Genomic DNA, 24,803 nt, shown 5'->3' on the forward strand with positions numbered 1-24,803 from the left:
GTGTGCCTCACCCCTTCAGTCCGGACGTGGCCATGCCCTGCACCAGGTAGCGCTGGAAGACGAAGAAGAACAGCACGATCGGCAGCACCGAGATCACCGACATGGCGAACATGGGCCCGTACGCGGAGGTGCTGGACTGGTCGACGAAGCTGCTCAGGGCGAGGGTGATGGTGTACTTCTCCGGCGAGAACAGATAGATCATCTGCGTGAAGAAGTCGTTCCACGTCCAGATGAACGTGAAGATGGCCGTGGTGATCAACGCGGGCCGGGCCAGCGGCAGTGTGATCGACCAGTACGTACGGAAGGGACCGCAGCCGTCGATCCGCGCGGACTCCTCCAGCTCACGCGGCAGGCCGCGCATGAACTGGACGATGAGGAAGACGAAGAACGCCTCGGTGGCCAGGAACTTCGGCAGGATCAGCGGCCAGTAACTGTCCACCAGTCCGAGCCGGTTGAAGATGATGTACTGCGGGATCAGTACGACGTGGTGCGGCAGCATCAGCGTCGCCACCATGAAGGCGAACATCACCTTGCTCATGCGGAAGCGCAGCCGGGCGAAGGCGTAGGCGGCCAGCGAGCAGGACAGGACGTTGCCGAGGACGGCGCCCCCCGCGATCAGCAGGGTGTTGCCGAGCAGCTGGGTGACGGTGACGCCCGAGACCCCGTCCAGGGCGGTCGTGTAGTTCGACCACTCCAGGTGGCTGGGCCACAGGTCGAGGCTCGTCAGCACCTCGTCGGCCGGCTTCAGCGAGGTGGCCAGCAGCCAGACCAGCGGATACAGCAGGACGAGCAGCGCGACGGCCGAGACCGTGTGCGGCAGCCACCGCTTCATGGCGATGTTCATCGGCCCTCCTCGTCCGCGTAGAAGACCCAGGACCGGGAGGTCCGGAACAGGATCAGGGTGATCGCGCCGATGGCGATCAGCAGCAGCCAGGCCATCGCCGACGCGTATCCCATATGCGAGGCCGTGAAACCGCGCTCGTACAGGTACAGCGTGTAGAACATCGTGGAGTCGGCGGGGCCGCCGTCGCCGCCGCTGATGGCGAAGGCCGGGGTGAAGACCTGGAAGGAGTTGATGACCTCCAGGACCAGGTTGAAGAAGACGACCGGGGACAGCATCGGCACGGTGATGGACACGAACTGCCGCCAGCGGCCCGCGCCGTCGAGCGCCGCGGCCTCGTAGAGGTCGGGCGAGATCTGCTGGAGGCCCGCCAGGAAGATCACCATGGGCGCACCGAACTGCCACACCGTCAGCAGGACGATCACGTACACCGCGAGATGGGGGTTGCCGACCCAGCCGCCGGTGTGGATGCCGACCGAGTCCAGGACGTCTGTGACGGTGCCGCCGTCGTTGAACAGCGCCTTCCACACCAGGGCGATGGACATGCTCGCGCCGAGCAGGGACGGCGCGTAGAACGCGGAGCGGTAGAAGCCCCGGCCCCGGCTGAGGTTCCTCAGCAGCATCGCCACACCGAGGGCGAGGCCCAGCTTCAGCGGGACGGCCACGACGACGTACAGCATCGTGGTGCCGACCGACCGCCAGTAGCGGGGGTCCTCGGTCAGCATCTCCCGGTAGTTGCGCAGTCCCACCCAGTGCGGCGGGTCGAACAGGTTGTAGTCCGTGAACGACAGGTACAGGGACACGGCCATCGGCACGAGGGTCAGTACGAGCGCACCGATCATCCATGGGGAGAGGAACACATAGGCGGGCCACTGCCGTTCGCGGACCTGGCGCCGCTTGCTCTTCCGCGGGCCCGGCCGCGTCGTGCGGGCGGCGCGTTCGGGCGCCCTCGTCGTCGAGACCGCGCTCATGACTCCAGCTCCCGGTTCGCCTCGTCGATGAGTTCACGTGCCGCCTGCCGCGGAGTGGCCATGCCGTAGATCACGCGCTGGTAGCCCCGACTGAACGCCGTCCGGATCGCGAGGTCGCCGGGCGGCGGTGCGGTCGGCGGGATGTCCAGGCCGTACTTCTCCATCGTCTGCGCGTAGTCGTAGATCTCCCGCTCCGGTCCCTCGAGCGTCTTGGCGACCCGGGCGGCGATCTTGCGGTTGGGCGAGGTGGACCGGGAGAAGGCGAGGATGTCGCCGGCCCGTGGGTCGTTGAGGAGGAAATCGATCAACTGGGCCGCCTCCTTGGGGTGTTCGCTTTGTGAGCCGATGCCGAGGAGCATGCTCGGCTTGAAGTACGCGCCCTGCCGGCCGTCGGTCGTGGGCACGGGTGCGAAGTGGATGTCCTCGCCGAGCAGGCCCGTGTACCCGGGGAACGGCGCGTCCCAGGTGAAGTCGGCGGCCGCGAGACGTCGGCCGATGGGGCTGGTCTCGGTGCTCCTGGCCTGCACGGTGTCCCGGGCCTGGGCGATGGCGCCCTCTTCGCGGAGCGTGTTGAGGAACGACCAGAAGGCGGTCAGATCGTCCTCGGTGAAACCGAGTGTCCTCTGGTCCGCGTAGAGGTTCTTGCCGCGGCTGCGCAGCCAGGTCTCGAAGACATCCTCGTTGGTGCCGCCGTCGTTGGCGCCGGTGAAGGGGCGTCCGTCGGGGGACTTCAGCCCCAGGGCGGCGATCTTCTTGTTGGCCTCGGCCCAGTCCTGCCAGGTCCAGCCGGGCCGGGGCGTGGGGATACCGGCCTTCTTGTAGACGGCGGAGTCATAGGCGTATCCGGTGATGCCACGCCCCATGGGCAGGGCGAACTGCCTGTCCTTGTAGGTTCCGGTGCGCAGGAAGTCCTGGTCCATGTCGGCGGTGCGGATCGTCCGGTCCTTGATGACACCGTCCAGCGGCATGATCGCCTTGCCGCCCGCGTACTGGGAGATCTGCCGGTAGTCGAGCTGTACCACATCGGGTACCCCGCCGCCGGCTGCCTGGGTGGCCAGCTTCTGGAGATACGAACCGAATTCGCCGTTCGAGGTGCGCACGGTGACACCGGGGTGTTCCTTCTCGAAGAGACGGACCGCCTTCTCCGTGCGCGCGGCCCGGTCGTCGTTGCCCCACCAGGAGAACCGGAGGGTGATGCCGGACGTGTCGCCGCTCGCGGCGGAGCACGCGGAGAGCGTGCCGGTCAGGGCGGTGCTGAGGCCGACGGCGGCAACGGCCAGGACGGCCCGGCGGCTCGGGCGTGGGAGCCGGCCGTTCGGAGGCTCGGGCATGGGGACCTTCCAGGGGAGGAGAGGGTGTGAAGGGGAGGGCTGCGCAGGGCAGTCGGAGGGACGTCAGATCCCCGGATAGACGTCCAGGCGGCCGCACATGCCGAAGCGTCCGCGTGCGGTGGGCCCGGTCGCGGCGACCCGGGCCTCGGCCAGGTGCCGCTCGTCCTTGTCGCGCAGGGCGGCGAGGTGGGCCGCGGTCGCCGACGTGGCGGCCTGCGCGCCGTCGCGCCAGCGCCGCTCCCAGGCGTCCACCAGGGGGCGTACGAGATCGGCGGCGGCATGCTGGAACTCCGCCAGCGGCTCGAGGTCCCCGCTCTCGGTGGCGTCGCGCAGCTCCAGGAACCAGCGCGTCGCCAGATCGCGGCGGGCGCGGGCGACCGCCACCTGTTCGGCCTCGGGGACATCGGAGGGGATCCGGATCGCGTCCGCGTAGGTCTCGGCGTCGGTGAGCAGGCCGGGCGGCAGCGTGAGCACGGCGTCGCCCGCCTCGGGCAGGCCGCTGTTCTGCATGACGACGGTGATTTCCAGCCCGCCTTCGTTGACGAGGCGGTGGATCGTGCCGGGCGTGAACCAGGCCACGGTGCCCGGTTCCAGGGGCGTCTCCTGGTAGCCGGAGGTGGTCAGGGTCTGCACGGCGCCCCGGCCCGCCGTCACCACGTACCCCTCGCTGCATGTGAGGTGCAGATGCGGGGTGCCACCGCCGGGCCTGCCGTCGACGGTGGGCCAGTCGTAGACGTGCAGCCGGGACACGCCGACCGCCGCGGGGAATCCGTCGTACGTCGCGCTCACCATGCGTGCCGGTCCAGGTGAGCGGTGACCTGCTCGCGGTCCCAGGCGCCGTCGGCGACGGTCACGCGGTAGCCGCGGGAGAGGGTGTCGCCGGGGGCGAGGACGAGCTCCTCGTGGAACGCCCAGGACGGCGCGACCGCCGCGAACGGGTCGCTGCGCACGAACCAGTGCGCGGGGTGTGTCCCCTTGTCGCCCGCGTGGTCGTTGGCCGGGGCGTGCTCGAAGACGACCGTGGCGTGGCCGTCGCGCCCGTCGTGCTCACCGACGTACGCCAGCCAGGGCGCCTGGCTGCCCATGAGGTCGCCGCCGTCCGCCTCGGAGGTGAAGACGTGGCCGTCGCGGAAGGCGCGCGGGCCCCGCCAGAACAGGCCGGTGTATCCGGCCGCCGGGCGGCCGTGGGTGGTGGGGCTGCCGAAACGCAGCGGTTCGGTACGGCGGTTGGTGACGGCCGAGGTCCAGGTCAACGACCAGCTGCCGGCCCCCGGATCGACATCGCTCACCTCGATGCGGCGCTCCTCCTCGGCCCACAGCTCACCGTCGTACGGATGCCAGGTCAGGCGCTCGGCGATCACGGCCCGGCCGTCCTCGGCGGCGACCTCCTCGAAGGCGACGTGTGCCATCGAGCCGATCCGCTCCGGCAGCGCGACATACCCCTCGCCGTGGACATAGGTGTTCCCGCCCCACAGGTTCTGGCCCGACAGATGGGAGGCCGTCAGCTGGAGCCCCTTGTGCCAGCGGTGGTCGTTGGGGCGGTAGTCGGTGACGAGTCCGCCGGAGAGGGTCCGGACCGGGTGCAGATACGGCTTGGGGGCCTCCCACGCGGCTTCGGGGCGGTACACATAGGCGAACAGTTCGGTGCCGGTCGCCTCGTGGGCCACGGTGATGCGGTCGCCGTGGGCGTGGGTCAGTGCGAGCGTCATGCGTGGGCCTCTTCCTTGCGGGCGGTGTCCGGCGCCCAGCCCTGGGCGCCGCCGTGCAGCTCGGTGTAGTAGGGGTCGCCGGGGCCGATCTCCCCCGCGCGCACCGGGGCGTCGGTGAACGCGGACTTGTACAGGGCGGTGATGAACTCGAGCGTCTGGCGGCCACCCGCGCCGCTGGTCGCGTGGCGGCGTCCCGCCCTGATGTCGGCCACCAGGGCGCGGAGCTGGGCCAGGTGCGAGCTGGGCTCGTCCGTGCCGAAGTCGCGCCAGGCGGCCACGGTCTCCTCGGGGACACCGGGGGCCGGGGTGATGCGCCAGTCCGCGTTGCGGTAGCCGTAGAGGTGGGTCAGTTCGATCGTGGCGAGCTCGCAGTCGATACGGATCCGGCTCACCTCGTCGGGGCTCAGCACACTGTTGACCACGGTGGCCACGGCGCCGCTCGCGAACCGCACCTGCGCCGTCGACACGTCCTCGGTCTCCACGTCGTGCACGAGCCGCGACGCCATCCCCCGCACCTCGCTCCAGGGCCCCATCAGGTCCAGGAGCAGATCGGTCTGGTGGATGCCGTGCCCCATGGCGGGCCCGCCGCCCTCGGTCGCCCACCGCCCCCGCCACGGAACGGAGTAGTAGGCGGCGTCCCGGTACCAGGTGGTCTGGCAGTGGGCGACGAGTGGGCGGCCGAACGCCCCCTCCCGCAGCAGCCGCCGCACATGGCGCGCGCCGGAGCCGAACCGGTGCTGGAAGACGATGGCGGCGTACGGTCCCGCGTCCCCGGGCTTCTCGGCGGTCTCGATGGCATCGAAGTCGGCGAGGGACGGGCACGGAGGCTTCTCGCACCACACCCAGGCGCCCGCCTTCAGCGCGGTCACCGCCTGGTCGCGGTGCACAGCGGGGGGTGTGCACAACACCACGAGATCGGGACGCAGTCCGGCCAGGGTCGCGTCGAGGTCCGTCGAGGCGTGCGGGATCCCGGCGCCGGCCGCGAACGCGCGCACCGCGTCCATGTCGACGTCGACGGCGGCGACGATCTCCACCTCGCCCGCGTCGGCGAGCGTCCGCAGCGCGGGCAGGTGGCTGGAGCGCGCGATGCCCCCGGTGCCGACCACGGCTGTGCGCAGTGGGGTGGTGGAGCGGTGCGAAGACATGCGGACCCCCTGATGGGATGTGCGGTGAGCGTCGGCGCCGCGGGCACGGGCGGGCAGCCCGGACCCGTCCGACGGACAGCAGTCGGCTGCCCGCGTGACGGCCTCGGTGGCAATCGCTTGCTATCGATCGGTTCCAACGTTGTAACCGCGATATCTCGCCACGGTCAACCCCTCGTCCGGAACGGGATTCCGAGCCACCCTGGAGCTGACAGCCCGCCGTGGCCCATGCATAATGCGGAGAAACACAGGTGAGGAGGTTGGCCAGTGGCCGCGGTGACACTCAAGGACGTGGCGGAGCGGGCGGGGGTTTCGATCAAGACCGTGTCCAACGTTGTACGCAATGCTCCCCGCGTATCCGAGGCCACGCGGAAGCGCGTACTGAAGGCCGTGCACGAGCTCGGCTACCGGCCCAACCCGTCGGCCCGCCGCCTGCGCACCGGGCAGAGCGGCCTGATCGGCCTCGCCGTCCCGGATCTGGCCACACCGTACTTCGCCGAACTCGCCCAGCACGTACGGGCCGAGGCCGCGCACCTGGGCCTGACCGTCCTGATCGAGGAGACGCTGGGCGACGCGACGGAGGAACTGCGCCTGGCCACCGGCGTCGGCGCGTCCCTGCTGGACGGTGTGATCCTGTCGCCCCTGGGTGTCTCGCCCGACGAACTCGCGGCCGTGGCCAACGAGTTCCCGCTGGTCCTGCTCGGGGAGCGCAGCTACGCGCGCGACCAGGTGGGGGCCGACCACGTCCTGATCGACAACGTCGCGGCGGCCCGCGACGCCACCGCGCACCTGGCCGCCCTCGGCCGTACGCGGATCGCCGCCATCGGTGTGGACCAGCAGGCGTCGGCGACCAGCCGTCAGCGCCTGGAGGGCTTCCAGCTCGCCCTGCACGAAGCCGGGGTGATCTACGACCCCCGGCTCGCCCCCGCCATCAAGGAGTTCGACCGGCGCAACGGCCTGCTGGCGATGCGCGCCCTGACCGCCCTGCCGGCCGGCGTACGCCCCGACGCGGTCTTCTGCTTCAGCGACCTGCTGGCCGTCGGTGCCCAACGCGCCCTGTTCGAAGCAGGGTTGACCATCCCTGACGATGTCGCCGTGGCGAGCATCGACGGCACCGACGAGGCGCTCTACAGCACGCCGTCCCTCACGTCCGTGGTCCCCGACAAGACCGCCATCGCCTCGCTGGCCGTGAAGTGCCTGGCGGCCCGCATCCGCTCGGACGAGCCCCTGCCGTTCGAGGTGCACACGGCTCCGCACTGGCTGCACGCCCGGGAGTCCACGAACGGCGGGCGCCAACAGCTCTTTCTCTGATCCGCGCCGAGGGGACCGTCCGGCGAAGGACGGTCCCCTCAAGTGCGCGAGCGCTCAGCCGCTCCTGGTGACGGTCATGTGCCGCCGGCTTGACGGGCCCGGTTAGGCTTCGCTCCGCTTCTCCAGGCGACTGTCGCGCGCGACAACGTCGACGTGGCCGCGATCGCCCGCATCGCCGGCAGCCCTCAAGATCTGGATCTGGAGACGTTTGTGAGAGTCCGGGTGCGAAGTGCCGGCCCGGCCCTCAGACACCCGCTGCCACCGCGGCGCCCAGCCCAAGCAGGACCACGCCGGTCGTCACACTGAGCCCCCGCAGGACCGTCGGCCGCGATACCAAGGCGCGCCCTCGGCCGACGGCCCAGGTGAGAAGCAGGTACCAAGAGGCACTGACGAGCGCCCACAGAGCTCCCAGGGCGACGGTCGACAGGAACACCGGGCCCTTCGCCGTCACGAATTGGGGCAGCACCGAGACGGCGAACACACCGGCCTTCGGGTTGCCGAGGTTGGTGCTCAGGCCGGTGAGGTATCCGCCCGCGAAGCCGGTGCGGCGCCCGTCCTCGCGGGGCGGACGGGTGGAGGTGGAGGCGGCGGTGAGCGCGGTCCGCAGTGTGTTCACCCCGAGGATCATCAGCACGATGCCGCCTGCGATCCGGAGCACCGCGTACGCACGCGGGCTGGCCAGCAGGACAGCGGACAGCCCGGCCGCGGCGGCCGTGGACCACAGCAGGAAGCCGGTGGCGTTGCCCGCGAGCGTGCCTCGGACTGTGCGTTGCCCGCCTTCCAGAACCTGCCGGATCATCATGGCTGTACTCGCGCCTGGCAGCATCGCCAGCAGCAATGTGGTGGCGATGAAAACGGGCACATGCGTAGGCATGGGGAAAGAACCCTTCCAGGGATCGGGGTCGATGGGTGCACCACCAGGCTTCCTCTCCCGCACTTATAAGAGAAGTTAAAAGAGAAGGGTGCAGCGTTAGGATTAGTGAATGGTGGTGGACCCGGGACAGCTCCGGCTTCTCGCGTTGATCGAGCGGCACGGCTCCTTGACGGCGGCGGCTCACGCCCTCCAGCTCACGCCGGCGGCGGTCACACAGCAGGTGGTCAAGGCCGAGCGCGACTGGCAGGTGCCCCTGGTCATCCGTGGTCCTCGCGGAGCAACGCTCACCAGGGCCGGTGCGCTGCTCGCCTCCCACGGCCGAACCGTGGAGGAGACGTCGGACAAGGCCGAGGCGCAACTGGCCGCACTGCTCGGTCACCTCTCCCTACGGCTGCGGATCGGAACGTTCCAGGCGGCTGCCCTGCACCTGCTGCCACCCGCTCTGACGGCCCTGCGGCACCGCCATCCGGACGCCGACGTCTCCGTCGTGGACGTGGTGTCCGGGCGAGGAGCGGACGAGATCAGCGCAGGGCGCCTGGACCTCGCCATCGTCGCGTCCTGGGGCACACCGCTCGCGCCGCCCCCGCACCTACGCGCCCACCCGCTCCTGCTGGACCCGATGGTCGTGGTTCTCCCCGACGACCACCCACTGGCCACCGGGCAGCCCGCGGACACCGAACTGCGCCTGAAACAACTGCGCGACGAATCGTGGGTTTCCATCCTGGCCGGCCACGCCGCCCGCGAACAGTTCCACGACGCTGCCCGCGAGGCCGGCTTCACTCCCACGGTGCGGTTCGAGACCGAGTCCTACGACGTTGTCCAGGCCCTCGTCGGCACGGGCAGCGCTGTGGCTCTGGTATCGCGCCTGGCTCTGACCCATGCGCCCGGCACCACCCATCGCGAACTGGCCCACCCCAGGCCCTACCGCCAGCTCTACGCCCTGACCAGAACCGACGCCAGCCTCACACCACTCGCAGACATGCTGATCGACCTCCTGCGCGATGTCGCCCGCGACATCACCGCCACCTGGGAGGCTCCCCTGCAAGAGGAACAACGCTCATCGGACTCACCGCACGGAGCCTGAATAGCCCCTGGTCCTGAATCACCACCGCCTGGTCGATGGTCGGCGCTTCACCTGGAGGCTGCGGGCCCCTCTACCGGGTTGGTGGCGAGAACACAGGCGACTGGTGGGGCCAGAGGGAGGGTTTCGATGCGGGCTTGAGTGAAGCCTGCCTGGGTGAGCCGATCGTGAAGTTCCCGGCCGGCTCGGGCGGTGGTGTCAGCGGTGGCCCCGGCGCAGCGGGGCTGGCCGGCGAGCGCGATGCGTCCGCCCGGGCGGAGCAGACCGCGCAGCTCGCTGAGCTGTTCCGTCGGGTTGGGCCAGAACCCGAGCGAGTTCACGGCGACGATGGCGTCAAGCGGCTTGTCGAAGTGCGGCCCGGTCCACCGAGGTGTGCAGCAGCGTGACCCGCTGGGTGCGGATGGCAGCCGCGTTGCGTTTGCGGGTTTGGCGGACCATGGCGTCAGAGTGGTCGATGCCGTAGACGTGTCCTCGGCTGGCGCGGCGGGCCAACTCGGCGATGGTCAGACCAGGGCCGAAGCCGACTTCGAGCACCCGATCGGTGGGTTGGACGTCGAGCAGGGACACCACCTCAGCACGCGGCCGGTGGGTCGAGGCATGTTCGCAGTGCAACGCGAATTCAGGACCGATTCTGTCCGCTATTTCTCCTAGCCTGCGACGCGCACGCCCCCAGCACAGCCAAGGAGATTCCCATGGACTTCGTCTCGATCCGCATCATCACCAGCGACGTAGCGCGCCTCGTCGAGTTCTACGAGCGAGCCACGGGGGCGCGGGCGACGTGGGCCACCGAGGACTTCGCCGAACTCAGGACCGCGGGCGCCACCCTCGCGATCGCCAGCACCCGCACCGTCCCGCTGTTCGCCCCGGGCTCCGCCCGTCCGGCGGACAACCACAGCGTGATCACCGAGTTCCTCGTCGACGACGTGGACCGCGTTCACCAGAACCTGACCGGCTTCGTCACCGACTTCGTCACCGAGCCCACCACGATGCCCTGGGGCAACCGGTCGCTGCTGTTCCGCGACCCCGACGGCAACCTGGTCAACTTCTTCACCCCGGTCACCCCGGCGGCCATCGAAAAGTTCGCACGCTGACGCCATGCACAGCCGCTCACGCGGGAGCCCTGAGATCCCAGGGCTCCCGGTGAACGCGGCCGCCGAGTCCAGAAGCGCCACCAGCAGGGGACCGTCGCGTCGGCGACCGTCCACCGCACCCTGGTGAGGCGAGGACTCAACCGGCTCCGGGACATCGACCCGCCGACCGACGACGAGCAGCTGCCGCGCGCGAGATCATCCGCTGCTGGGCTCTATTGTCCGTGGACAAAGGGCGTTGTCCACCATTCATCACCCCCTGACCTGCGGTGTTGCCGCCGCCGTCTGGTGGCCATTTCCTCCGGTTCGCATGGTGGTCTCCAAGCGGGGGGCGTCTGCCCGGTCCCGGTGCCGAAGCACCGCGCGACCAGTGGCCGCGCGTCCGCGCTTCCCATCCATGACTTACGGGAGGAGACCCCGTTGTCCCGTTTCCCTCTCCGCACGGTGGCGCTGCGTGGCGCGTACGGCCTGATCGGGGCCGTGCTCGCCGCCACCGCCGTGGCATCCGTCCCCGTCCAGGCCGACAGCGTCCGGGCCACCTCGCAGACGGTCACCGAAACCGGGCGTACCGGGGGTGACACCGTCCGGGGGGCCAGGGTGACTCGCCGGCAGATCATCCAGCGTGCCCAGGCCTGGGTGGACCGCAAGGTGCCCTACAGCGCCAACGGCACCCGCGCGCCGTTCAGTTGGTGGCCGGACGAGGCCACCGGATGGTCCTACCGGCAGGACTGCTCGGGGTATGTGTCGATGGCCTGGCAGCTCGGGAGCAGCCTGTCGACCCGCTCCCTGCCCAGCGTGTCGACGGCGATCCGGATCGGCGATCTGAAGCCCGGCGACATCCTCAATTCCCCCCAGCACGTGGTGATCTTCGGCGGCTGGATCGACCAGAAGCGTGGCACCTTCAGCTACTACCAGCAGAGCAGCCGCTCCCGGCCCACCAGCAAGGACGTCGGGAACCTCACGTCCGGGCGGCTCGCGGGGCATCCGCTCAGCAGCTACACCGCCCGCCGCTACCTCCATGTCGTCGACTCGCCCGCCCCGGCGACCCCACCGGCCCCGAAGGCCTCACGCACTCCGACGGCCCCCTCCCGCACGCCCGCGCCGGCTGCCACGGCGCAGTCGCCCAAGGCAGCTCCGTCCAAGCGCAATCCGGCGGCCGCCAAACCTCGGACGAGTGCGAGGACGACCGCCCTCGTCTCCCTCGCCGGGCACAGCCGGCTCTACGCCCTCGCCGCAGACCACAGCGCGGTGTACGAGTGGCGCGGCGGCCAGGGCGGCTGGCGGCGCATCGGCGGGCCTGCCGGGGAGATCTACGCGGGCGAGCTGGGGCTGTTCGCGACCAACCCGGACGACGGCCGGATCTACAAGTACAACGGCCGCCCGCACTCCTGGACCCGGATCGGCGGCCGCGGAGCCACCTTCGCCGTCACCAGCAACCGCCTCTACGGCCTGTCTCCCGATCACAGCGCCGTCTACCAGTGGACCGGCCGGGGCACCGCCTGGACGCGCGTCGGCGGACCCGCCGAGGACATCTACGCGGGCAAGCTCGGCCTGTTCGCCACCGACCCCGACACCGGTGACCTCCACCGGTACGGCGCCCGGCCCGGCCAGTGGAGCCGTATCGGCGGGCCGGGAGGCTCCTTCGCGATCGCCGGGAACCGTCTGTATGGCCTGTCCCCGGACCGCGGCGCGGTCTATCAGTGGAGCGGGCACGGCACGGCCTGGAAGCACGTCGGCGGTCCGGCCGGGGAGATCTACGGGGGCGGCGCCGGGCTCTTCGCCACCGATCCCGACACCGGCCGGATCTACGCGTACGAGAACCGCCCCCACTCCTGGACCAAGGTCGGCGGCCCCGGAACTACCTTCGCCGTCGCGGGCAACCGCCTCTACGGCCTCTCCCCGGACCGCACCGCGGTCTTCCAGTGGACCGGCCACGGCACGGCCTGGGCCCGTATCGGCGCGCCCGCCGCCCGCTGACGGCCGCGGCCTTCGCCTCTTCCTCTCCCTTTCTCTTCCCTCTGGAGGACACATGTCTCTTCTCCCGCACCGGGGCCGCGGGCGGCCGACCGCACTGCGGCGCATCGGCGCCTTACTGGCCGGGGCCGTCGTCGCGAGTCTGCTCACCGCGGCGCCCGCCCTCGCCGACGAACCGGAACCGCCCGTCCCGATGGTGTCGGTCGTGTCCGTCGCAGACAGTCAGTACGGCCTGGCCGCCGACCGCTCAGCCGTCTACCAGCGTTCCAGCGCCGGCCCTGGCTGGAACAGGGTCGGCGGTCCCGCCAAAGACATCTACGCGGGCGGTGCCGGGCTCTTCGCCACCAACCCCGACACCGGCGACCTGTACCGCTACGACGGCACTCCACAAGGATGGACCCCGATCGGGGGGCCCGGTGCCGACTTCGCCGTCACGGACGACCGCGTCTACGGCCTCGCCCCCGACCAGAGCGGCATCTACCAGTGGTCACAGGACGCCCCTGTCTGGACCAGGATCGGAGGGCGAGCCAAGGACATCTACGCGAACGGCGCCGACCTCTTCGCCACCGATCCCGACACGGGTGCCGTGTCCCGGTACGGCGGCGAGCCTCCCGCCTGGACGGCGGTGAGCCCGGCGGCGCCGTCCGAAGCACAGCGCCGGATCAGGCAACGCCCGGCGCCCGCGCAGCACGAGCAGCCGCAGCCCCAAGCCCCTCAGGGCGCCCCCCTGAGCACGCCCACGACGCCCCCGGCATCCGAGATATCCGATCCGCCCAACGGCCCCTCGGACCGGACACCGGATGCTGATCACCCCAGCGATCTGGCGGTCACCGCCGAAGACGACCTGTACGTCCTGGCCGCCGACCACAGCGCCGTGTGGAAACGCAACGGAACACAGTGGGATGCGATCAGTTCCCGTGCCACGGCCGTCTACGCCGGCCGCCTGGGCGTCTTCATGGTCGACCCCGACACCGGTCTGATCAACAAGTACAACAGCGAGGCCAAGCGGTGGGACCCGATCGGCGGCGGTACGGGCCAGTTCGCCGTCACAGGAGGCAGCCTCTACCGGCTGACCGCAGACGGCATCGGGGAATGGCGGGGGGACACCTGGACCAGGATCGGCGGACCGGCCGAGAACATCTACGCCGGCGGCGCGGGGCTCTTCGCCACGGACCCGATCACGGGGGAGATCCGCAAATACGACGGTGAGCCCGACCGGTGGACCGAGGTCGGTGGACCGGGTGCCGCCTTCGCTGTCAGCGACAAGCACCTTTACGGCCTGACCCCCGACCGCACTGCCGTCCACCAGTGGAACGACGACACCGGCGACTGGACCCGGATCGGCGGACCGGCCGAGAACATCTACGCGGGCGGCGCGGGGCTCTTCGCCACGGACCCGATCACGGGGAAGATCCGCAAATACGACGGCGAGCCCGACCGGTGGACCGAGGTCGGCGGACCGGGCGCCTCCTTCGCCGTCAGCGACAAGCACCTTTACGGCCTCACCCCCGACCGCACTGCCGTCTACCAGTGGAACGACGAGGACGGCACCGAAGCCCGCTGGACACCCGTCGCCGACGGCCTGCCCGGGGCTGCGGCGCCCGCATCCCGCACGCCCTTCTGGAACAAGAACGTCAAGTGCAGCCAGACCGACCCGGACGGCAGGAAGATCCCCACCCGTTTGGGCAATCACGAACTCGGCTGGAACCACTTCACCGGTCGGCACAACATCAGGCAGTGCAAGGTCATCGACGCGGCTCTCGCCGGCAAGGTCGACAAGGTCGAGCAGAACGGAACGCGCCTCACATACTTAGGCAAAGCCTTCAACAGCTCCGGCCAGGTGGTGGATATCACCGTCATCGTCCAATACGCGCAAGCAACCGCCGACAACCGCTACGACGCGGGCCCCGGGCAGAAAATCGGCGTCATCACCGCCTACTGCAACAAGGTCAAGAACAACAAGTGCCCCAACTGGGTCAACCAGTGACGCCCCGCGCGTAACCAGATCGCCGAGCAGCAGGCGGACCTCACCCGCCTGCTGCTCCATCCGTGCGCTGGACGGCCCGCGCGTCCTACGGGCCCGCGGGCGAGCAGGCGCCGCGAGGAGGGGGGTCGATGCTGGTGGGCTCGCCTATTCAAGTGTCACCAGTTCGCCAGGAGTCCAGCCTGCTGGTGACTATGTGTCATCGCTGGACCGACGTCCGTCTCCGGTCACACGTCGATGCCCACGAGCAGGGTGAGCGAGCCCACGGCGGCCGCCGGCCTGGCACCCAGCACTGACGCGGAACGCGTCAAGCAGGAGACTCGGGCCCAGGTGTAACCGAGTTCTGGCAACAGGGGCAGTCGCTTCGGCATCCGCAAGGTGCCTGGCCCGGCTTGGCGACTGGGACGACGAGCATAGGCTCAGCCCCTCGAACCGGCCTCACGTAAGGCTGCCCCGACGAGGGGTCGTGTCCAACTCGACCACGGCGTCACCGTACGGCGAGGACAGGGCTGCACCCTGCGCGTCACCGCCGTGCGGACCATGATCCGGTCAGCGGCTGCCACTGATTTCCGTTCGGATACTCCCCGAGGGCCGATCAGTAGAAGCGGCGGATGAAAACGTCCGACGTGCCGTTGGTGTCGCCGGGCACGATGTCGTCGGCCGTGGAATGGAAGACCACGTCGCGCCCACCGGCGCTGACCGCGTCGGTCCCGGCCGAGGCGAGCTGGTTCGAGACGATCTCGTCGGTGCCCGTCTCCAGGTCGCGCAGCGTGAGCGACGGTCCGCTCGTGTCGTGTGGGGCGTACAGCAGATAGCGGCCGGTGGGATCGATGGCCACGCCCCGCACGTTCGGCACCAGTTGGTCGGTGCCCGAGCTCTCGTCGTGGACGTAGGTGTCGGAGCCCGAGAGGTAGACGATCTTGCTGCCGTCCTTGCTGATCTGGACGAGGGTCGCCGCCTTGGACGGGCCCTCGATCGGGCCGGAGGAGGTGTCGTCGGTCCGGTCCCACACGAAGACGTCCTCCGCCTGGCCGTCCTGGTAGGCGACAAAGCGGCCGTCGCCGCTGATGGACGGCCGGGCCGAGACGGTGTGGTCGAACTCGGCGACGGTCTCCGTGGTGTCGGCGCGCCAGTCCCGTACCTCGATGCGCTGCCGGGACGGCGGTCGATTGAAGGTGGCGACCTGGGCGACGTAGCGGCCGTCCGCGCTCAGCGACGGCTGGCTGCAGCTGAGGCCGGGGCAGTTGATGCCGATCGTGCTGCCCGAGCTCACCTGGGACAGGAAGGACTTCGTGTCTCTTTGCAGCAGCCCCCAAAAGGCAACGTATTGCCCGTCACCGCTGATCACCGGGCCCTGATTCGTTGGGGTGATGCTGCTCATCAGCGTGGTCTGGCTCGTCCGCTGGTCGCGGACGAACACCCTTGCCCATGTCACTGGGTTGGCGGGTGTGAGATTCTTCGCCAACGACGAGAAGGCGATACGCCGGCCGTCGGCCGTGATCGTGGCGCCGGCGGAGTCGCCGTCGCCCTGGGTGCCGTCGGTCGCGACACTGATCCGCTCGACCCCGGCTCCGCTGTCGCCCGCGACGCCCGGCACGGTCGAGGGCTCAGCCGAAGCGGCTCCCGGCAGCACCGTGGTGACCGCGCAGACCACGGCCGTGGCGCCTAAGGCGGCCCGCACACGTCTGGTGGTGCTCCGGTTCGTGTTTCCCCTCATTTTTCCCCCCAAGACAGGACATGGCCCTTCCCCCGGTTCCCCACCGGAGGGCCACAAGCATGCAATCGCGACGGCGCTGTGGGGTCAATGCGTCGCATGACTATCGAGAGGCGGGGTTCCGGTCTAGGTGAGAGCGGTCGGCGGCAAGCGGATGGCCGCGCGAGGACCTCAGCCCTCCCCGTACCTACAGCCCTTCGGGGCTGTAGACGCCGGCGGTTTCGCGGTCCCACTGGGAGTCGTCGGCGAAGACGTCGTCAAGTGCGCTGAGGCCCGAAGCCGGACGGCTGAGTACGTCGGTCTCCAAGCGTCCGCACTATGCCCTCGGGTCCACCGGGCGCCCCTCGGCCGATGTCGGCCACTCGACGGCGCCCAGGGCCTGCCGGCCGAGGGCAGGGGCCGTGCTGTCTCCTTCCGGCGGAGCCCTGTCCTCCGTGGATGCCCTCCGCCACACTGGGGCGGGGTACGGAGGGAGGGGCCGTATGAGCCCGGAGGCCGAGCGGCCGACGGCTGCTGCCCGGCGCGGTGAACTGGACGCGCTGCGTGCCCTCGTTGTGCTGGGCCTGGTCTTCTTCCACGCAGCCCTCGTCTTCTCCCCGGACGACGACTTCTACGTCAAGAACGCGCAGACGACCGGAGCCGTCACCGTCCTGGCCGGGTTCGGCGTGGTGTGGGCGATGCCCATGCTGTTCCTCGTCGCCGGCCTCGGCGCCTGGCACTCGATCCGCCGCCGAGGCCGGGCTGGGTTCGCCCGCGAGCGCCTGCTGCGCCTGGGCGTCCCGCTCCTCTTCGCGACGCTCGCCCTCAACCCGCTGCCGCAGTGGCTGCGGCAGCGGGCCGCCGACCCCGGCTACCACGAGTCGTACTGGCACTTCTGGCCGCGTTTCCTGACCGTCCACCCGGACCCCGCTGACTTCCCCTTCGTCCTCAGCGGCCGCTACTTCGAGACCGGCCATCTGTGGTTCATCGTCCTCCTCCTCGCCTTCTGCCTGCTCCTGGCACCCGTCGCGGCGGCGGTGCAAGCCGGCGGCGGGCATGCGGGATCCGCGGTGACCCGATGGCCCGTCCTGCTCCTGCTGCCCGCGCTGCCGCTCGCCCTGCTCAATGCGCTGGCAGGTATGGAGGAGGACTACGCGGGCTGGAACCGCTGGGCGTACCTGGTGTTCTTCCTCTGTGGCTACGCCTGGGCCGGCGACGAGCGGATCCGGGCCGTCATACGCCGCCTCGCCGTACCGGTCGGCGTGCTCGGGCTCGCCCTGTTCGCCGGGACCGCGCCCGGCTTTCTGGCGGAGAGCGATCCGTTCACCGCGCGGAGTGGGTTCGCGATGTTCACCCGGGCGTTGTTCGGGGTGGCGGGATGGTGCTTGGTGGTGGCGATCCTCGGCCCGCTGGACCGGCCCCGTGAACCTCGCGAAGGCAGGCAGGCCGGGGACGGGAGCAAGCCGGTGTGGGGGTACCTTACCGTCGCCGCGCTTCCGCTGTACGTACTGCACCAACCCGTCGTGGTCGCCTTCGCTTACGCAGTGGTGGGATGGTCCGCGCCGTCCGCGGTCAAGTATGCGGGCATCGTGGCCGGTTCACTGGCAGTGATCCTCGCGGTGTACGAGTGCGCAGTGCGCAGGGTGCGGGTGACGCGTTTCCTGTTCGGGATGCGCCCCAAGCCCAAACCTTCAGGAACCGAAAGCAGTTGGGTATAAGCCCTCCGCCTCGACGATTCGAGCCCCACAGGATCGTGAACGCCTCCGAGACGTCGGTGATCGAGCCACACTGCTGCCTTGCTGTGCTGCCGCCCGCTGGAGGCCGCAGCACAGGAGGGCGCGGGTCACCAGGGCAGGGTCAGCCCGTCACCAGTGGCATCGGAGCAGGTGAACGTTCCCGTGGGGCCCCCGTCGGGCAAGGTGGCCATCCGCACCGGCATACGGGCGCCCTGTTCCGGGGTGAGGATCCCGGAGTGGCCGTTGGCGTCGGTCGGGACCCAGTTCGGGGAGACCGCGTTGACGAGGATGCCTTCGGCACGCAGTTCGTTGGCGTACATCACGGTGAGCGAGTTCACCGCTGCCTTCGACATGCTGTGACTGAGGATCACAGGGAACTGGCCGTCGGGGAAGGCCCCGGTGGGGTCGTGGTTCTCGGCCGCGGCGGTCAGGGAACCGATCACGCTGCTGATGTTCACGATGCGCCCCGCGTCGGAACGGCGCAGCAGCGGGAGTGTGGCGTTGGTGACCCTGATGTATCCGAACACGTTGGTGTCGAAGGTGTCCTGCACGTCCTCGACCGCGGTCTCGCTGGGCAGGTCCCAAGGGCGGCTGATTCCCGCGTTGTTGACGAGCACGTCGAGTCGGCCGCTCTCGCGTCCGATGTGCTCGGCGGCGAGAGCGACGGTCGCCTCGTCGGTGACGTCGAGCCGGATGAAGCGGAACCCTGGTCGGTGGTGAGGTTGACGTAGCCGGTCGGCAGCGAGTGCGGGGCCAGTGCGGCGGCGGTGTCGGCGGCCCACTGGTCGTAGCCGGTGTCCTGCTCAGGAGAGTCCCAGAGGGCGACAGCCTGCCAGGTCCAGGCCGCGCCGGCGCGTGGGAAGGCCGTGGCGTCCTCGTCGGCATCCTCGGTGATGGCACCGCACCGGTGACCCGGCCACTGCGGACGCCGTAATGCCGCCGCCGAGCGCGAGGCCCGCGATGCCGGTCGAGGTGACGGTGCCGGAAGGTACGACCAGGCCGTACTTCTGGGTGGCCGCGTCCAGATCACCCAGCGTGACGCCGGCCTGAGCCCGCACCGTTCGCTCCACGGAGTCCACGACGATGGACCGCAGGGCGGACAGGTCGACGACGAGGGCGCCGCCGGGCATCGCGTGCCCGTCGTAGCCATGGCCGCCGCCGCGCACCGCCACCGGAGTCCCCGTGGCGGACGCGTAGCGCAGAACGGTGGCGACGTCGTCCTCGTCGAGGCAGCGCGCGATCAGTGCGGGGCCCTCGTCGGCGGCGCGTCCGTTGTTCACGGCCCGGGCCTCGTCGTAGCCGTGCTCACCGGGGCGCAGGACCTGCCCGCGAAAGCCCGCCGGGAAGTTCGGGAACCCGTCGCCGGGGGTGATTGCGCTCGTCATGTTCTTCGCTCCTGAAGCAATGGGGCGGTGGTGCTTGGTGCGGTCACCAGACTTCCGTGCGATACATGTCATAGAGCAGCATGTATTTCAGATCACATGTGCCGCATGACTGAGCCGAGCGAATACATGTCAGTGATTGGCATGTTTGTCGAGGATCCTGGCCCCATGAAGTCCGATCGCCAGCTGGCCTTCCTCCTGCTGCTGCAGACCCATGGGCAGCTGTCGGCCACGGACCTGGCCGAACGACTGGGGGTATCCGTCCGCACGGTCTTCCGAGACGTGGAGGCCCTGTCCGCGGCCGGTGTGCCGGTGTACACCGAGCGCGGGCGCAACGGCGGGATCGCGCTGGTGCCCTGTTACCGGACCGATGTCACGGGTCTGACGGCCGACGAGGCCCGCGCACTGTTCGTGCTCCTCACCGACCGGACCCACGCCGATCTGGGTCTGGGACAGGCCATCGGCTCGGCGCTGCGCAAGGTCATGGCAGCGCTGCCCGAGGCGCATCGCGGCGCCGCCGACGCGTCGCAAGGGTGTGGAGCTGGCCGATGTATGGGACGAACTGCGCCGGCAGCTCGACGAGGCCCCCGCGGATGTCGGCGTCGTGATGCGGGTCCGGCGCGGGATCCTGGGCTGGTTCCTGCGTCTGCATCAGGCCGACTTGGCCGGCCCGCCGCCGGAGGGCGGTGCCACCGGGGGCGACGGCGATTCCCCCGAGGGTGACGACGAGGGGTGGGCCGTACTGGAGCTGCGCTTCCGCGGCCTCGGCGCCGCCCGGCCGCTGCTGGCGTTCGGTACCGATGTCGAAGTCGTCTCACCGCCGGAACTCCGCGAGGAACTCGCCCGCGTCGCCACGGACATTGCCTCCCTCTACCGAGCCGAGTAACAGCGGCGGGGCGTGGCGGGAAGGCGTGGCTGGAACGTGCTGCTCGCACGCCCCTGGAAGATAACGATTCGGCAACCCGCGGGCCCTGTGTGCGTTAGGGTCCAGATTGGAAACGTCGTCCGTCGCCTTGCCTTCCGTCGCACGCTCCGAGACCTGACCGTTCTGCGTCACGTCCGTGCCTCGGTTCCTGTTGCCGACGACCCGTGTGACGCACAGAGTTCTGTGAAAGCGGGCTTCCTCCTTGAGCGCACCCCCCACTTCGTACGAGCAGTCCCTCGTCGTCGCGGAAAGGGCCCAAGCAGCCTATGAAACAATCTCCCTGACACTTCGCCACCCCGAGGGCGAGGTGCTGCCGGACTGGCAGCCGGGAGCACATGTCGAGCTGCTGCTCGGCAATGGCCTCACCCGTACCTACTCCCTGTGCGGCGACCCTGCCGACCGCACGGCCTGGCGCATCGCCGTGCTGCGCACCCCGGACAGCCGGGGCGGTTCGGCCTGCGTGCACGACAAACTCCACCCCGGAGTACGGGTCGAGGTACGCGGTCCTCGGAACAACTTCCCGCTGCGCCCGGCGCGTCGGTACCTGTTCGTGGCCGGCGGCATCGGCATCACGCCGCTGCTGCCGATGGTCGCCGCGGTGGAGGCGGCGGGCACGCCGTGGCATCTGCTGTACGGCGGACGAAGCCGCGCCTCAATGGCGTTCACCAGCCAACTGGCCCGGTACGGCGAGAAGGTGACACTCCGCCCGCAGGACGAGTACGGGCTCCTCGACCTCGATGCCCACCTCGGCGAGCCCGACGGTGACACCCTCGTGTACTGCTGCGGGCCAGAGCCCCTGCTCGCCGCCATCGAGGAGCATTGCCGCGCCTGGCCCACCGGGGCGCTTCAGATGGAGCGGTTCACGGCGAAGGCGCAGGAGGCGCAGGAGGCGCAGGGTGCCGGTACCGCCTTCGAAGTCGTCTGCGCCGAGTCCGGCGTCACCGTCCAGGTGCCCCCGGAGCACACCGTGTTGTCGGCCGTGCGGGCGGCGGGGATCGATGCCCCGTTCTCGTGCACCGACGGTATCTGCGGCACGTGTGAGACGGAGGTGCTGGAAGGCGAGCCGGACCACCGGGACTCCGTCCTGAGCCCCGAGGACCGGGCGGCCGGCGAGACGATGATGATCTGCGTCTCCCGCGCCCGGGGCCCCCGTCTCGTCCTCGACCTGTGACCCCGTCCCCGGAGATCCGGAGAAGTCCATGTCCCCTGTCGAACACGTCGACTTGAGCAACCTCAGCGCCCCGGCCGGAGGCTCCCGACGGCTGAACGGGCACCTCGCCCGCCCCGCCGGCCCGGGCCCCCGCCCAGGAGTGGTCGTCGTCCACGAGGCACTCGGCGTCGACGACGTGATGCTCCGCCAGGTCGAGCGCCTGGCCCGGGCCGGATACCTCGCTCTGATGCCGGACCTGTTCACGCAGGGCGGCGTACGGCGCTGCCTGGTCCCCACCATGCGCGCGGCACTGTCCGGCACCGGGCGCGCCTACCTGGACATCGAAGCCGCCCGCGCCCACCTGGCGGCCCTGCCCGACTGCACCGGCGCGGTCGGCATCATCGGGTTCTGCATGGGCGGCTCCTTCGCCCTGATGACGGCCGGGCGCGGTGGCTTCCAGGCCGCCTCCGCCAACCACGGAATGCTCCCCAAGGACCTGGACGCCCTCGCCGGCGCCTGCCCCGTCGTCGCCAGCTACGGAGGGCGCGACCGTGCCCTCCGGGGCGCGGCCGCCCGGCTGCGCACCAGCCTCGACCGGCTCGGTGTCGTGCACGACGTCCACGAGTATCCGCAGGCCGGCCACTCCTTCCTCAACGACGCCGAGGTCGGCCCCCGCCCGCTGCGCCCCCTGTTCCGGGTGATGGGCATGGGCCCCGACCCGGAGGCCGCCGCCGACGCCTGGCAGCGCATCGAGACCTTCTTCGCCACCCATCTGAGCACCCCCCACACCGAGAAAGCAGAGTCATGAGCACCACCGAGGCCGAGACCGAGACCGACACCGAGACCGACACCCCGGCGCAGACCGACGCCCGGCCCCGAGACGGCTGGTACGTCGACGACCGCTGCCTGAACTGCAACATCGCCCGCCAGTACGCCCCCGGAATGATCACCTACGCGGAGGGCGGCAACTACGGCGGTGTGTCCTCCGTCGTACGCCAGCCGGAGACGGAGGAGGAGGTGCGGCAGATGTACCAGGCCGCGTACGCCTGCCCGACCCGGTCCGTGCACCCGCCGCAGGACCAGTGGGGCGAGGACTCCGACCCCTACCCGATGCCCCTCGACGAGGACGGCATCGTGCTGCTGTGCGGATACGCCTCCCCGCAGACCTACGGCGCCACCTCGTACCTGCTGCGCCGCCCCGACGGCACCGCCATGATGATCGACACCCCGCGCTGGCGTCCCGCGCTCGCCCGGCGCTACTCGCGAGCGGTCGGCGAGATCACCGACGTGCTGCTCACCCACCTCGACCACGTCGCCCACGGCCGGAAATACGCCGACGCGTTCGGCGCGCGCCTGTGGATCCACGAGGGCGACCTGCACTCACGCCCCGACGCCGATTCGGTCATCCGGGGTCAGGACCCGGTGGAGATCGGGCCGGGCGTCATCGCCCACCCCTTCCCGGGCCACACGGCGGGCAGCACGGTGTTCGTGGCCGACGACAGGTTCTGCTTCACCGGCGACGCGTTCTTCTGGTCCCACTCCGAGCAGGATCTCGAGGTCGCCGACAGCGTCGTCTACGACTCGATCAAGACGCTGGCCGCGTCCGTCACCCATGGCGCCGACGCCTTCACCTTCGAGTGGGTGCTGCCCGGCCACGGATCGTTCCACCACCTCCCGCCCGAAGAGATGCGGGCGCGGATGCGGGACTTGGGCCGGCGTGCCGAGAGCTACCCCGAACAGGAAGTCGACTACGGCAAGGTCCGCTACTGACCTGACCGCGGACCCCGAACTCCACGGGCCCGGGGCGAACCCAAGCCCCGGGCCCGTGGCCCGGCCTGCCCGCACGCGTCCCGAGCAGCCCTGCCGACACCGGCCGAAGTGAGCCATGACGAACACCGCAGCACCGAAACCCGCCTCCCGCCGAACCCCGCCCACGCACAGTGCCCGGGCGGCGCTCACCGCGCTCTGCCTGGGACTTTTCATGATCGTCGTCGACACGTCCATCGTGTCGGTGGCGGTCCCGGCCATGGTCCGCGACCTGCATGCCGGTCTGAACGCGGTCGTCTGGGTCACCAGCGTCTATCTCCTGACCTATGCCGTCCCGATGCTCTTCACCAGCCGGCTCGCCGACCGGCACGGACCCAAGCGGCTGTTCGTCGCCGGGCTCGCGCTGTTCACCGTGGCGTGCCTGGGAGCGGCGACGGCGCCGAACATCCAGGCGCTGATCGCGGCGCGGGCGATCGAGGGGCTGGGCGCCGCACTGCTCACCCCTCAGACACTCACCCTCATCACCCACCTGTTCCCGGACGGCGAACGGGGCCGTGCGATGGGCATGCTGGGCGCCACCTCCGGACTGGCCACGGTCGCCGGCCCCCTCCTGGGCGGTCTCCTGGTGGACCGCCTCGGATGGGAGTGGATCTTCTACCTCAATGTCCTCCTCGGCACCGGCACCCTGGTGATGAGCCTGCGGGTGCTTCCCGACTGGCGACCCGGTCACGCCCGCCGCATCGATCCGCTCGGCATCCTGCTCTCCGCCGCCGGCCTGACGCTGATCGTGTTCGGCGTGCAGAACGGCAGGTCCTACGACTGGGGCGCGCTCGTCGGCCCGGTCACCGTGCCCCAGGTCATCGTCGCCGGTGTGGTCCTGCTCGGCGCCTTCGTCCTGTCACAGCGCTTCACCCGTGACGATCCGCTGCTGCCCCTGCGTCTCTTCCGGGACCGCAATTTCTCGGTCAGCGCACTGATCACGGCGGCCCTCGGCTTCTCCATGACCGGCATGTTCCTGCCGCTCGTCCTCCACCTCCAGACCACCCTCGGCCTCACACCCACACAGGCCGGGCTTCTCACCGCGCCCATGGCGCTCATCGCCGCCACGATGGGCCCCTTCATCGGCCGTCTCTCCGACCGGGTGAACGCCAAGTATCTGGTGCTGTCCGGCCTGTTGGGCATGGCCCTCGGCCTGGCGCTCGTCGCCCTGCGCACCCTTCGCGACGCACCCGCGTGGCAGTGCGTCCCCGGGCTGCTCCTGTGTGGCCTCGGCATGGGCCTCGCCCTGGTCCCGCTGAACAACACGGCCCTGCGCACCGTCCCGCCGGAACTGCGCGGCACCGCTTCCGGTACCTACTTCACCGCCCGCCAGCTGGGCGCGGTCCTGGGGAGCGCCACGACAAGCGCGGTCCTCCAGGCCAGGTCCGCCCAGGCTGCATACCTGCCGCTCATCCTCGTCCTGCTCCTCGCCGGCGCGGCCGCGGCGATACTGCGCGGAATCGGAGATCCGCAGCGAATACCTGATGCCACATGACAGGTATGGGCCTGAATGCCGGGCCGGACGGACTTGGTGGACCTGCGTCACCGTCGGCCTACCGGGACCGCCTGTGCCCAGGACCATGCCACGAAGTGTCTACCAGCCGTTGCCGATTTTGACGGGTGTTTGGTTGGAGTATCCGCGTTGGCTGGTGCCGGGGTAGAGCCATAGGTCGCCGGTGGCGTTGTTGCGGGCGATGATGTCTTGGTGTTGGTCGTGGTCCCAGTCGGTTGTTCCGAAGGGGGTGTATCCGTTCCAGCCGTTGCCGATTTTGACGGGTGTTTGGTTGGAGTATCCGCGTTGGCTG

General features: G+C 70.1%; 21 protein-coding genes and 2 pseudogenes. 11 read left to right on the forward strand and 12 right to left on the reverse strand.

What is annotated here, in order from left to right:
• Positions 1-7 precede the first annotated feature (7 nt).
• The 6 genes from ABTY62_RS15800 to ABTY62_RS15825 form a co-directional block, all read right to left on the reverse strand.
• On the reverse strand, positions 8-844 hold the full coding sequence (locus tag ABTY62_RS15800) for a carbohydrate ABC transporter permease (RefSeq protein ID WP_352129972.1): 837 nt from the start codon (positions 842-844) through the stop codon (positions 8-10).
• A complete protein-coding gene (locus ABTY62_RS15805) occupies positions 841-1,812 on the reverse strand; it encodes a carbohydrate ABC transporter permease (protein ID WP_352129973.1) in 972 nt (323 codons plus the stop codon). The genes ABTY62_RS15800 and ABTY62_RS15805 overlap by 4 nt, the downstream gene beginning before the upstream one ends.
• Positions 1,809-3,143: an ABC transporter substrate-binding protein gene (locus ABTY62_RS15810; protein WP_352129974.1), complete on the reverse strand. Its 1,335-nt coding sequence runs from the start codon at positions 3,141-3,143 to the stop codon at positions 1,809-1,811. The genes ABTY62_RS15805 and ABTY62_RS15810 overlap by 4 nt, the downstream gene beginning before the upstream one ends.
• A 63-nt stretch (positions 3,144-3,206) precedes the next feature.
• Positions 3,207-3,935 (reverse strand): cupin domain-containing protein, encoded by a 729-nt coding sequence (locus ABTY62_RS15815; RefSeq protein ID WP_352129975.1) that lies wholly within the window; start codon positions 3,933-3,935, stop codon positions 3,207-3,209.
• Positions 3,929-4,852 carry a DUF6807 domain-containing protein gene (locus tag ABTY62_RS15820; RefSeq protein ID WP_352129976.1) on the reverse strand — a complete coding sequence of 308 codons (924 nt, stop codon included), beginning with the start codon at positions 4,850-4,852 and terminating at the stop codon, positions 3,929-3,931. Before ABTY62_RS15820 ends, ABTY62_RS15815 begins: the two co-directional genes overlap by 7 nt.
• A complete protein-coding gene (locus ABTY62_RS15825; protein ID WP_352129977.1) occupies positions 4,849-5,997 on the reverse strand; it encodes a Gfo/Idh/MocA family protein in 1,149 nt (382 codons plus the stop codon). The genes ABTY62_RS15820 and ABTY62_RS15825 overlap by 4 nt, the downstream gene beginning before the upstream one ends.
• A 264-nt stretch (positions 5,998-6,261) precedes the next feature.
• Here ABTY62_RS15825 and ABTY62_RS15830 point away from each other — a divergent pair, with 264 nt between their 5' ends.
• Complete coding sequence (locus tag ABTY62_RS15830; RefSeq protein WP_352129978.1) at positions 6,262-7,305, forward strand: LacI family DNA-binding transcriptional regulator; 1,044 nt, start codon at positions 6,262-6,264, stop codon at positions 7,303-7,305.
• Between the two features lie 244 nt (positions 7,306-7,549).
• On the opposite strand, the gene ABTY62_RS15835 is transcribed toward ABTY62_RS15830, so the two are convergent.
• Positions 7,550-8,179, reverse strand: a complete 630-nt coding sequence (locus ABTY62_RS15835) for a LysE family translocator (protein ID WP_352129979.1) — start codon at positions 8,177-8,179, stop codon at positions 7,550-7,552.
• A 109-nt stretch (positions 8,180-8,288) separates the two neighbouring features.
• Here ABTY62_RS15835 and ABTY62_RS15840 point away from each other — a divergent pair, with 109 nt between their 5' ends.
• Entirely contained in the window at positions 8,289-9,263 is a 975-nt protein-coding gene (locus ABTY62_RS15840) for a LysR family transcriptional regulator (protein WP_352129980.1), read from the forward strand.
• Between the two features lie 330 nt (positions 9,264-9,593).
• Here ABTY62_RS15840 and ABTY62_RS15845 read toward each other — a convergent pair whose 3' ends face one another.
• On the reverse strand, positions 9,594-9,872 hold the full coding sequence (locus tag ABTY62_RS15845; RefSeq protein ID WP_352129981.1) for a class I SAM-dependent methyltransferase: 279 nt from the start codon (positions 9,870-9,872) through the stop codon (positions 9,594-9,596).
• An 80-nt stretch (positions 9,873-9,952) separates the two neighbouring features.
• Between ABTY62_RS15845 and ABTY62_RS15850 the strand changes: the two genes are divergently transcribed.
• The 3 genes from ABTY62_RS15850 (at position 9,953) to ABTY62_RS15860 (ending at position 14,309) form a co-directional block, all read left to right on the forward strand.
• Positions 9,953-10,351: a VOC family protein gene (locus tag ABTY62_RS15850; protein WP_352129982.1), complete on the forward strand. Its 399-nt coding sequence runs from the start codon at positions 9,953-9,955 to the stop codon at positions 10,349-10,351.
• A gap of 417 nt (positions 10,352-10,768) precedes the next feature.
• Entirely contained in the window at positions 10,769-12,325 is a 1,557-nt protein-coding gene (locus ABTY62_RS15855) for a hypothetical protein (protein WP_352129983.1), read from the forward strand.
• Positions 12,326-12,377: 52 nt separating this feature from the next.
• A complete protein-coding gene (locus ABTY62_RS15860; protein ID WP_352129984.1) occupies positions 12,378-14,309 on the forward strand; it encodes a hypothetical protein in 1,932 nt (643 codons plus the stop codon).
• Between the two features lie 592 nt (positions 14,310-14,901).
• On the opposite strand, the gene ABTY62_RS15865 is transcribed toward ABTY62_RS15860, so the two are convergent.
• Positions 14,902-15,987, reverse strand: a complete 1,086-nt coding sequence (locus ABTY62_RS15865) for a TolB-like translocation protein (RefSeq protein WP_352129985.1) — start codon at positions 15,985-15,987, stop codon at positions 14,902-14,904.
• Between the two features lie 515 nt (positions 15,988-16,502).
• Here ABTY62_RS15865 and ABTY62_RS15870 point away from each other — a divergent pair.
• Positions 16,503-17,717, forward strand: a complete 1,215-nt coding sequence (locus ABTY62_RS15870; RefSeq protein ID WP_352129986.1) for an acyltransferase family protein — start codon at positions 16,503-16,505, stop codon at positions 17,715-17,717.
• A 125-nt stretch (positions 17,718-17,842) separates the two neighbouring features.
• On the opposite strand, the gene ABTY62_RS15875 is transcribed toward ABTY62_RS15870, so the two are convergent.
• Together ABTY62_RS15875 and ABTY62_RS15880 are read right to left on the reverse strand one after the other, a co-directional pair.
• Positions 17,843-18,517: an SDR family NAD(P)-dependent oxidoreductase gene (locus ABTY62_RS15875; RefSeq protein ID WP_352129987.1), complete on the reverse strand. Its 675-nt coding sequence runs from the start codon at positions 18,515-18,517 to the stop codon at positions 17,843-17,845.
• A gap of 21 nt (positions 18,518-18,538) precedes the next feature.
• The gene (locus ABTY62_RS15880; protein WP_352129988.1) at positions 18,539-19,120 is read right to left on the reverse strand and encodes an FAD-binding oxidoreductase; all 582 of its coding nucleotides are present in this window, start codon (positions 19,118-19,120) and stop codon (positions 18,539-18,541) included.
• Positions 19,121-19,285: 165 nt separating this feature from the next.
• Between ABTY62_RS15880 and ABTY62_RS15885 the strand changes: the two are divergent.
• The 5 genes and pseudogenes from ABTY62_RS15885 (at position 19,286) to ABTY62_RS15905 (ending at position 24,493) form a co-directional block, all read left to right on the forward strand.
• Positions 19,286-20,003: pseudogene (locus ABTY62_RS15885) on the forward strand (helix-turn-helix transcriptional regulator).
• Between the two features lie 241 nt (positions 20,004-20,244).
• Entirely contained in the window at positions 20,245-21,213 is a 969-nt protein-coding gene (locus ABTY62_RS15890; protein WP_352129989.1) for a PDR/VanB family oxidoreductase, read from the forward strand.
• Between the two features lie 28 nt (positions 21,214-21,241).
• A complete protein-coding gene (locus tag ABTY62_RS15895) occupies positions 21,242-22,000 on the forward strand; it encodes a dienelactone hydrolase family protein (protein WP_352129990.1) in 759 nt (252 codons plus the stop codon).
• On the forward strand, positions 21,997-22,962 hold the full coding sequence (locus tag ABTY62_RS15900) for a 4Fe-4S domain-containing protein (protein WP_352129991.1): 966 nt from the start codon (positions 21,997-21,999) through the stop codon (positions 22,960-22,962). Before ABTY62_RS15895 ends, ABTY62_RS15900 begins: the two co-directional genes overlap by 4 nt.
• A 115-nt stretch (positions 22,963-23,077) precedes the next feature.
• A complete protein-coding gene (locus tag ABTY62_RS15905) occupies positions 23,078-24,493 on the forward strand; it encodes a DHA2 family efflux MFS transporter permease subunit (protein ID WP_352129992.1) in 1,416 nt (471 codons plus the stop codon).
• 99 nt (positions 24,494-24,592) lie between these two features.
• Here ABTY62_RS15905 and ABTY62_RS15910 read toward each other — a convergent pair.
• Positions 24,593-24,803, reverse strand: a pseudogene (locus ABTY62_RS15910) (FG-GAP repeat domain-containing protein); the annotation flags it as partial.

Source organism: Streptomyces sp. NPDC097640 (assembly GCF_040302705.1).
Classification (GTDB): domain Bacteria; phylum Actinomycetota; class Actinomycetes; order Streptomycetales; family Streptomycetaceae; genus Streptomyces.

Coding starts and splice junctions, on each gene's coding strand:
- ABTY62_RS15840 (WP_352129980.1), top strand. CDS start 8,289: ATGGTGGTGGACCCGGGACAGCTCCGGCTTCTCGCGTTGATCGAGCGG.
- ABTY62_RS15820 (WP_352129976.1), bottom strand. CDS start 4,852: ATGACGCTCGCACTGACCCACGCCCACGGCGACCGCATCACCGTGGCC.
- ABTY62_RS15800 (WP_352129972.1), bottom strand. CDS start 844: ATGAACATCGCCATGAAGCGGTGGCTGCCGCACACGGTCTCGGCCGTC.
- ABTY62_RS15825 (WP_352129977.1), bottom strand. CDS start 5,997: ATGTCTTCGCACCGCTCCACCACCCCACTGCGCACAGCCGTGGTCGGC.
- ABTY62_RS15880 (WP_352129988.1), bottom strand. CDS start 19,120: ATGACGAGCGCAATCACCCCCGGCGACGGGTTCCCGAACTTCCCGGCG.
- ABTY62_RS15900 (WP_352129991.1), top strand. CDS start 21,997: ATGAGCACCACCGAGGCCGAGACCGAGACCGACACCGAGACCGACACC.
- ABTY62_RS15810 (WP_352129974.1), bottom strand. CDS start 3,143: ATGCCCGAGCCTCCGAACGGCCGGCTCCCACGCCCGAGCCGCCGGGCC.
- ABTY62_RS15815 (WP_352129975.1), bottom strand. CDS start 3,935: ATGGTGAGCGCGACGTACGACGGATTCCCCGCGGCGGTCGGCGTGTCC.
- ABTY62_RS15850 (WP_352129982.1), top strand. CDS start 9,953: ATGGACTTCGTCTCGATCCGCATCATCACCAGCGACGTAGCGCGCCTC.
- ABTY62_RS15835 (WP_352129979.1), bottom strand. CDS start 8,179: ATGCCTACGCATGTGCCCGTTTTCATCGCCACCACATTGCTGCTGGCG.
- ABTY62_RS15895 (WP_352129990.1), top strand. CDS start 21,242: ATGTCCCCTGTCGAACACGTCGACTTGAGCAACCTCAGCGCCCCGGCC.
- ABTY62_RS15870 (WP_352129986.1), top strand. CDS start 16,503: ATGAGCCCGGAGGCCGAGCGGCCGACGGCTGCTGCCCGGCGCGGTGAA.
- ABTY62_RS15905 (WP_352129992.1), top strand. CDS start 23,078: ATGACGAACACCGCAGCACCGAAACCCGCCTCCCGCCGAACCCCGCCC.
- ABTY62_RS15805 (WP_352129973.1), bottom strand. CDS start 1,812: ATGAGCGCGGTCTCGACGACGAGGGCGCCCGAACGCGCCGCCCGCACG.
- ABTY62_RS15860 (WP_352129984.1), top strand. CDS start 12,378: ATGTCTCTTCTCCCGCACCGGGGCCGCGGGCGGCCGACCGCACTGCGG.